A 2,052-nucleotide genomic window follows, 5' to 3' on the forward strand; every position below is an offset into this window, starting at 1 on the left:
GCTCAGGTGCCGTCAAAGACTAAACGCCCTGCGGCGTTCTGGGCCTCGATCCGGGCAGCCATGTCGGGCGGCAGATTGATCGGACGCTCGTTCGGAAATTTGTCGGCCTCGACGGCCGGACGCATGAAGTACTCGTCCGGGTGAGAGACGGCCGCCTGGGTCTTGATGGAGGTATCGAGATACCACTGGCGACGCATGAAGTCCGGGCTGAAGAAGACCGTTGATTCTTCGGGTTTCCAATCCATGAGCCTGTGACTGTCGTTGACCAGATAGGACATGATGTCCGTCCGCAGGTCCCAGTGGGAAATAAACAGGGTGCCGTAACCCAGTTCTTCGAGCGCAGGATTGAAAAACTCGGCCAGCCTCACCTCAATATGATCCAGCTCCCCGTCCGGCCCGTATTGCTCGCCGCGCAGCGGGTAGAATGAGGACTTCTCCAGCCAATAGAGAAAACGGGGCATGTAATAGTCGGGCAACCACTCTTGTCGTGCTACCGCCTCAACCACATAGCATTCGACCCCCCCGTCCAGGGTATAGTGCGGAAAGACCTCACCCATCAGCTTGATATTCGCGGTCTGTACGGCCCGAGACTGTCCGGTTTCCCCGTTCCGAAGGGTCACGGTCGGGCGCGTGTTCGGAAAGCGGACGGTCCGGTACAGCACGTCCGTACCGATCAGTCGCCAGGAGAACTCCCAGGCGTCCCGTCCCCAGGCGTCGTCCGGGGTGAGCGCCATGTTGGGGAAATTGCTCTGACGACGAAACGGGGCCTGGTGGCGTACCCGTCGAATGGAAGACGAGTAGGCGAAGCGCTCCTCCTTGGTAATCTTTTCCTTGTCCGTCCGATACCGAATCGCCAGCCACTGACCGCCTTCGGCAGCGGGCGGAGCAATGGCCTGACTCAGCGAGCGATAGATCTCTTCACCGGGGGCGGCGGACAGGACTTTGCGCACTCCGCTTGTTTCGGAATCATAGTTGACGAAGGTGATAGAAGTGCCGGGGTTGAGCAGTACCCCTTGCGGCGCAATAGACGCCCAGGAGTTGGCCACGACCGATGACCAGCGCGTACGCGGCGTGAATTCCATGGCGCGGTAGCCCATTTCCTCAGCCGTATACGGCGGGACGAACGGATAGGCTTCGGCTGGAAGATACGGAACCTGGGCATGGCGTGGCGTGTCGCCCTCGAGTTGGACCTGGGCCAACGCTTCTTCTGACATCTCTTCGACTGTTTTCCAGGTTTTTTGAGTCGATTGAGTCGATTGGGTCTGTGGGGTCCCGCGGTTTGGCTCGGCTCTCAGGCCCACACGAGGAAACACGAGGACACCACAGATAATAAGCAGAACACAGCAGGCTATACGGCTACGGGACATGAGTACCACCCTACCCCAACATCAGTGTTGCAGCACTATAAAGTCTGAACATGCATTCAGCAATATAAGCAACGTGAATTCTTCGTGAAAATTGTAGTAGTTTTGGTTATATATGATGAAGAAGCGGAGGCGAAGGCCGGGTCGCGTTGACCCGGACGACCCTTATCCTGGAGCCAGCAGGTTGAGCGCCTTTCGGGTTGCGACCAGGCGGTCTTCGTTCACCGGGCTGACGGCTAGGACCGGCATGGCCGCCCCGGCTTCGTGAAAGGCGGCAAGCTGCTCTCGACACTGGCTGGGGGGACCAAACACGCAGACCTGATCGACCATGTGTTCGGACACGCCGGCGGCCGCGGCGCGGCGGTTGCCGCTTTTCCAGGCCTCTTGCATGGCGGTGACTTCAGCCCGGAAGCCGCAGCGTCGCCATTGTTTGCGATAGAAAGGCAGATTCCCGAAAAACGCCAGATTGTAGCGCGCTGCGGAGCGGGCCTGCTCAATATCGTCTGAAATAAACGTCGGGATGCTCACAATACATCCCACCTGGTCCGGGTCGCGTCCCACGCGCTGCGCCGCAGTTTGGGCCGCCTCAACAAGCTGCGTCAAATAGGGCAAGGCCGGCAGAAACGGCATAATCCCATCAGCCAGCTCGCCACCGACTTCGGCGCTTTCAGCGGTCACCGCACCGACA

2 protein-coding genes are annotated in these 2,052 nt (G+C 59.4%); both read right to left on the reverse strand.

The genetic code is table 11. The annotated features are described in order from the left end of the window. Positions 1-2 precede the first annotated feature (2 nt). Positions 3-1,367 (reverse strand): hypothetical protein, encoded by a 1,365-nt coding sequence (locus OXG98_16155; protein MCY3773541.1) that lies wholly within the window; start codon positions 1,365-1,367, stop codon positions 3-5. Positions 1,368-1,529: 162 nt separating this feature from the next. Then, positions 1,530-2,052 (reverse strand): LLM class flavin-dependent oxidoreductase (locus OXG98_16160; GenBank protein MCY3773542.1); only part of this gene is annotated, 523 nt, incomplete at its 5' end.

The organism is Gemmatimonadota bacterium (genome assembly GCA_026706345.1).
Lineage (GTDB): Bacteria > JAAXHH01 > JAAXHH01 > JAAXHH01 > JAAXHH01 > JAAXHH01.

Bases quoted from the DNA above. Each gene is read 5' to 3' on its own strand.
- OXG98_16155 (MCY3773541.1), bottom strand. From the start codon at position 1,367: ATGTCCCGTAGCCGTATAGCCTGCTGTGTTCTGCTTATTATCTGTGGT.